At 35.3% G+C, this 5,965-nt stretch carries 5 protein-coding genes, 6 tRNA genes and 1 rRNA gene; 1 reads left to right on the top strand and 11 read right to left on the bottom strand.

The window, feature by feature from the left end:
• Positions 1–603 (top strand): transposase (locus IEU88_RS13465; RefSeq protein WP_188350426.1); only part of this gene is annotated, 603 nt, incomplete at its 5' end.
• 86 nt (positions 604–689) lie between these two features.
• Here IEU88_RS13465 and glmM read toward each other — a convergent pair.
• From glmM to rrf, 11 genes are all read right to left on the bottom strand, one after another.
• On the bottom strand, positions 690–2,045 hold the full coding sequence (glmM, locus tag IEU88_RS13470) for a phosphoglucosamine mutase (protein WP_103373151.1): 1,356 nt from the start codon (positions 2,043–2,045) through the stop codon (positions 690–692).
• A gap of 26 nt (positions 2,046–2,071) precedes the next feature.
• Complete coding sequence (locus IEU88_RS13475; RefSeq protein WP_096808733.1) at positions 2,072–3,004, bottom strand: CdaR family protein; 933 nt, start codon at positions 3,002–3,004, stop codon at positions 2,072–2,074.
• Position 3,005: 1 nt separating this feature from the next.
• A complete protein-coding gene (gene cdaA / locus IEU88_RS13480) occupies positions 3,006–3,812 on the bottom strand; it encodes a diadenylate cyclase CdaA (protein ID WP_096808732.1) in 807 nt (268 codons plus the stop codon).
• Positions 3,813–4,046: 234 nt separating this feature from the next.
• The gene (gene rocF, locus IEU88_RS13485; protein WP_103373152.1) at positions 4,047–4,952 is read right to left on the bottom strand and encodes an arginase; all 906 of its coding nucleotides are present in this window, start codon (positions 4,950–4,952) and stop codon (positions 4,047–4,049) included.
• Between the two features lie 381 nt (positions 4,953–5,333).
• Positions 5,334–5,406: transfer RNA gene (locus tag IEU88_RS13490), tRNA-Lys, on the bottom strand.
• Positions 5,407–5,409: 3 nt separating this feature from the next.
• A tRNA-Gln gene (locus IEU88_RS13495) sits at positions 5,410–5,484 on the bottom strand.
• A gap of 4 nt (positions 5,485–5,488) precedes the next feature.
• A tRNA-Tyr gene (locus IEU88_RS13500) sits at positions 5,489–5,572 on the bottom strand.
• Between the two features lie 18 nt (positions 5,573–5,590).
• Positions 5,591–5,666, bottom strand: a tRNA-Val gene (locus tag IEU88_RS13505).
• 13 nt (positions 5,667–5,679) lie between these two features.
• Positions 5,680–5,751, bottom strand: a tRNA-Glu gene (locus IEU88_RS13510).
• Positions 5,752–5,754: 3 nt separating this feature from the next.
• A tRNA-Asn gene (locus tag IEU88_RS13515) sits at positions 5,755–5,829 on the bottom strand.
• 13 nt (positions 5,830–5,842) lie between these two features.
• Positions 5,843–5,957: ribosomal RNA gene (gene rrf / locus IEU88_RS13520) — 5S ribosomal RNA — on the bottom strand.
• Positions 5,958–5,965: the final 8 nt, after the last annotated feature.

The following is a 5,965-nucleotide window of genomic DNA, read 5'->3' on the forward strand; positions in this document are numbered from 1 at the left end:
AATGCTCAAATTATTATTGATAGATTTCATATTGTTCAAGCACTTAATCGTGCGCTTAACATGTCTAGAGTCAGTCTGATGAACACGTTTAGAATTAATAATAAACCTTTATATAATAAATACAAATGTTATTGGAAATTACTTCTAACCCCATTTGAAGATCTTAATGCGATTTCTTATCGTAAATTAAAATTATTCAAGTCCTGGCAAACACACAAAGGCGTTGTTGAGTATTTACTAAGTTTCGATGAAAAGTTCCAATATAGTTATGGAGTGGTTAATAAATTAAGATATAGTTTAAAACATAATAATTCAATTGATTTTATGAGTACCCTTGATGAAATAGATGCCAACAAAGTATGTCTCAAATTAAAAATAGTCTTGAAAACTTTAAAAAAATATCAATCATTTATTAATAACACACTAATATATCCTAATATAACCAATGGTCCAATAGAAGGTATCAATAATAAAATTAAACTGATTAAAAGAATATCGTTTGGATATAGAAATTATAATAATTTGCGTAATCGTGCCTTACTAACTTCACGACTTTATGCTTCTACAATCAAAAAAGAGATTAAGCAACCTACGGTTGCCTAATCTCAAAAATTGTATCAGTCCTCTTTGACAAAGAGCCACAAAAATTTGTAACTGCGTTGACAGCATCATGTTATTTAATAATTATCTTATTCATTTAAACCCATTTTTTCTTTTACTACATCAGCAATCGTTTGCGCATAACGTTGTGCGTCTTCGTCAGTTGCTGCTTCAACCATGACTCTTACTAATGGCTCTGTTCCTGAAGGTCTAACTAATATACGCCCTTCTCCATTCATGTCTACTTCAACTCTTGTCATGACTTCTTGGACATCTATATTTTCTTCTACGCGGTATTTGTCTGTAACACGAACGTTAACCAAGGATTGTGGATATTTTTTCATTTGTTTTGCAAGTTGACTTAGACGCTTACCAGTCATTTTAATAATACTTGCTAACTGAACGCCTGTTAATAAACCATCACCAGTCGTATTGTAGTCCATTAATACAATATGGCCAGATTGTTCTCCACCTAAGTTATAATCTCCCCTACGCATTTCTTCAACAACGTATCGGTCTCCAACTTTTGTTTTATTAGATTGAATACCTTCATTTTCGAGAGCCTTATAGAAACCTAAATTACTCATAACTGTTGATACAATCATATTATTGTTTAATTCTTGGTTTTTACTCATCGCTTGGCCAATAATAAACATGATTTGGTCGCCATCAACAACATCACCGTTTTCATCAATAGCAATCAATCTGTCACCATCACCATCAAACGCTAAACCAAAATCACATTCTTCTTCAACGACTTTTTGTGCTAATGTTTCTGGGTGCGTGGAACCAACATCGTCATTTATGTTATATCCATTGGGGTTACAACCTACAGTTACAGTATCAGCCTCTAAATCCCCAAATAAAAATGGTGCTAATGATGACGTAGAACCATGTGCGCCATCTAGAGCGATTTTCATACCATCTAAGTTAACATCAATAGTTGATTTTAAATAACTTATATACTTCTGTGCGCCTTCGAAGTAATCAGAATAATGTACAATGTCTTCGCCTACAGGGCGAGGTAAATCTGGATTTTCTTGATCTAATAATTGTTCAATTTCTTCTTCTTGATCATCAGATAACTTAAAACCATCTGACCCAAAAAACTTGATACCATTATCTGGTACAGGGTTATGAGAAGCAGATATCATGACACCTAATTCAGCTTCCATTTCTCTAGTTAAATATGCTACACCTGGTGTTGATATGACGCCTAAACGCATGACTTCCGCACCAATAGAAATCAGCCCAGCAATCAATGCAGATTCAAGCATTTCACCAGAAACACGAGTATCCCTACCAACTAGTACTTTGGGATGTTTTTCACCTTCATTATGTGCTAGCACGTATCCACCGAAACGTCCTAATTTAAAGGCAAGTTCGGGCGTTAATTCTTTATTTGCAACGCCCCTTACGCCATCTGTACCAAAATATTTTGCCATGATTTATATCTCCTTTATTAAAAAATCTATTTAATAGTAATTTTTGCTGTCGTTTCTTTCGGATTCACCTTTGAAACATCTTCTGGTAAGTTAAAATTAACATTCCTGTCTGTTGACTCTGTAACGCCATCTAAATCCACTTCAGCAGTTATTTCATCAATGCCTTGAATGTCATTTCTATTACCAAATATTTCAACTTCATCATCATCTAATTTAATATCATCTAAATCTTTACCATTAGGTAAAGCACCTACAGCTTTCGTTTTAACTTTAACATTTTTGCTATAGTCTTCTACTTTGACACTTAAATTAACTTCATTTGGTTGTATCAACACGTTAATCTTATTAAGTTTTCTGTCAAAAGCTGTGATACGTGCAATATCTGTAGTATCTTGAGTGATTTTATCTTTATCTTTAAACGTAGCTTTTAAATATGCAATTTTATCAATTTGCTTACGACCACCAGTCACTTTAACTGTTTCAGGTGACACGCTTTGATCACTTACTTTATAGTTAGGATCTAAATCATTGCTGCTAACATCAGGTTCTACTTTGAGCTTTTTAGTCACTTTTTCTTCAAGACTTACTGCTGCTTCTTTCGGCTTAACAGTATAATCAATATCTTCATTTAAACCATTTACTTGAAATTGTGTAGTATGTTTTCCAGCTTTTTTATTACCTAAATCGAGCACAGCTTTAACATTATCACTATTTTCAGCTTTTAGAACTTGAGACTGTGGCCCAGATATTTCTACATCCACTTTGCTAGGTACATCGCTAGCATATAATGATTTGCTATCATACTTAACTTGAACTGGGACATCTTGCAATGTTTCAGTCGACTTTTGTCCTAATTGATCTGCGTTGAAGATATTACCAAACATATTGTTTACTGATAAGAAAAACACAAGTGCTAATACAAAAGCAATTAGTCTTAATCCCCATTTACTTTCTAACATTTTAATTCACACCTTTCTTTTGAAAGTGTGTGCCAAACCAATGTTCAGCTAATAATTCTTCAAATGCTTCATTAGAAATGTCTTTTCTTAATTTTCCATCAAATGTGACAGAAATAGATCCTGTTTCTTCAGAAACTACCACTGTAAATGCGTCTGAAACTTCAGAAATACCTACTGCAGCCCTATGTCTAGTACCTAAACTTTTAGCGATTTTAGCACTATCAGATAATGGTAAATAACTTGCAGCACTTGCGATTTTATTTTCTTGGACAATCATCGCACCGTCATGTAAAGGCGTATTAGGTATAAACACATTGGTTAATAATTCTTGAGAAATGTCAGAATTCATAGGGATCCCTGTTTCTATATAATCTTGTAATCCTGTTTCTTTTTCAAAGACTATTAACGCGCCTATACGGCGTTTAGCCATATACTGTACTGCTTTTGAAACTGACGAAATAAGTTTATCTTCATCACTATTTAAACTCGTTGAATAACGTTTAAATAAACTGCCTCTGCCAAGCTGTTCCAAAGCACGTCTGATTTCAGGTTGGAATATAACGATTAAAGCTAATACACCCCATTGTATCACTAAATCAAACAAACGAGATGTAGCTGTTAAATTTAACATTTTACTCACTTGTTGGCCGATTACAATTACGACAATACCTTTAAGTAATTGAATCGCTTTTGTACCTTTAAAAACTGTGATGAGAAGATAAAGTACATACCATACTATGAGTAAGTCGAGTACGCCTGCAATTATTTTGACCGTACTCCAATCATCAAAAAAGTTGGATAAATCCATAACATCTCCTCCGGTTATCTGTTCCCATGTTATATATTATACCAATCATAACGTCAACTGTCATATTAAGTATAAAATTTTGAAATAAAAATTAATGTTTTATTAAAAGCAAAAAACGAGACAGAAATCATATTTAAAATGACTTTGCTGTCCCGCCGCGTAAGAGCGCTTAGAAAAAGTAGTATTTTACGTTTTTAGAAGATATGATCTCTATCTTGAACTTAGTTGTAGTTTCTACAATAATGTTTCACCAAAGAAACTACCTACTAAGCATACAGCTTGCTTCGCCGTATCATTATTATGATCAATAAGTGGATTAACCTCCACTAAATCCATAGAAGTAATACATTTAGAATTATGTAATAATTCTAATGCAAAATGACTCTCTCTGTACGTTAACCCACCAAGCACTCTAGTACCAGTACCTGGCGTTTCCACAGGATCTAGCGCATCTACGTCAAGTGACAAATGGATGCCATCTGTTTTAGTTTGTAAATACTCAATCGTGTCTTCAATCACTTGTTTAATACCAAAACGATCAACTTCAGCCATTGTATATGTTTTAATATCCTGTTCTTTTATGTAACGTCTTTCTCCTTCGTCTAAATCTCTCATGCCGATAAGCACAATGTTTTCAGGTTTAATTTTTGGTGAATAATTTGAGATATTAACCAAACGCTCATCACCTTCGCCTGCAAGTACACGTAATGGCATACCGTGAATATTTCCTGACGGCGACTCTTCAGGGATGTTTAGGTCACCATGTGCGTCATACCATATAATACCTAGGTTTTCGTAGTGCTTACTAACGCCTGATATAGAACCAATAGCGATTGAGTGATCTCCGCCTAAAATAAGTGGAAAATGATTATTTTCAATACTGTTAGAAACTGCATCACTCAACGTGTTTGATGTTTCTATAATTTCTTCTAAATTACGTAATCCTTTTTGCTCTGAATTAAATTTTTCCAAATCGATTTTAGGTACCGTAATATTACCAGAATCTTTCACATTTAGCCCTATTGCTTTAATACGTTCCTCAATACCTGCATATCGAATTACATCTGGACCAAGGTTAACTCCTAATTTTCTTTGACCATATGTGGATGGCGCCCCAATAATTTCTACTGTTTTATTCATTTTTAAAACCCCTTTGTTGTCATATGTTTCTAGAATAATCTAAAGAATTCAACATTTCAAGGATTGCTAAAACAGCATTTTTTCTTCGATTGGCCATTCTTACATATAAAATCAATAAAGTGGTTTATCATTCAACATAAACCCTTTTACTATCGATTTCATTATTTTATTAGTCAATAAAATGTATAAATAAATATGCAAATTTTATTTGTATGCTTTACGCTATTTCTAACTAACACTGAGAATATAGCATTCACTTTCTCTTTGATGATATGTTTATATATTAAAAAATAGTTAAAAAGAAATCATATTTTTCTAAAATGAGTTCGTTGTTATAATATATAACAAAAAAGCACTTCTCTTTTGAGAAGTGCTTCATAGTGAGCCATAGTGGGCTCGAACCACTGACCCTCTGATTAAAAGTCAGATGCTCTACCAACTGAGCTAATGGCTCTAATGGCTGGGCTAGCTGGATTCGAACCAGCGCGTGACGGAGTCAAAGTCCGTTGCCTTACCGCTTGGCTATAGCCCATAAATGGTGGAGGGGGGCAGATTCGAACTGCCGAACCCGAAGGAGCGGATTTACAGTCCGCCGCGTTTAGCCACTTCGCTACCCCTCCGTACTATTAAATTAACGATGGTGGAGGATGACGGGTTCGAACCGCCGACCCTCTGCTTGTAAGGCAGATGCTCTCCCAGCTGAGCTAATCCTCCAATATGTAATAAATGACCCCGACGGGACTCGAACCCGTGTTACCGCCGTGAAAGGGCGGTGTCTTAACCGCTTGACCACGGGGCCATATGGCTCCACAGGTAGGACTCGAACCTACGACCGATCGGTTAACAGCCGATAGCTCTACCACTGAGCTACTGTGGAATAATGATATATTGCCTGGCAACGTCCTACTCTTGCGGAACGTAAGTCCGACTACCATCGGCGCTAAGGAGCTTAACTTCTGTGTTCGGCATGGGAACAGGTGTGACCTCCTTGCTATAGTCACCAGACAAGTTGA

This window comes from Staphylococcus nepalensis (assembly GCF_014635045.1).
In the GTDB taxonomy this organism is placed as follows: domain Bacteria; phylum Bacillota; class Bacilli; order Staphylococcales; family Staphylococcaceae; genus Staphylococcus; species Staphylococcus nepalensis.

Excerpts from the sequence above, each read along its gene's own strand:
- glmM (WP_103373151.1), bottom strand. The coding sequence starts at position 2,045 with ATGGCAAAATATTTTGGTACAGATGGCGTAAGGGGCGTTGCAAATAAA.
- IEU88_RS13475 (WP_096808733.1), bottom strand. The coding sequence starts at position 3,004 with ATGTTAGAAAGTAAATGGGGATTAAGACTAATTGCTTTTGTATTAGCA.
- cdaA (WP_096808732.1), bottom strand. The coding sequence starts at position 3,812 with ATGGATTTATCCAACTTTTTTGATGATTGGAGTACGGTCAAAATAATT.
- rocF (WP_103373152.1), bottom strand. The coding sequence starts at position 4,952 with ATGAATAAAACAGTAGAAATTATTGGGGCGCCATCCACATATGGTCAA.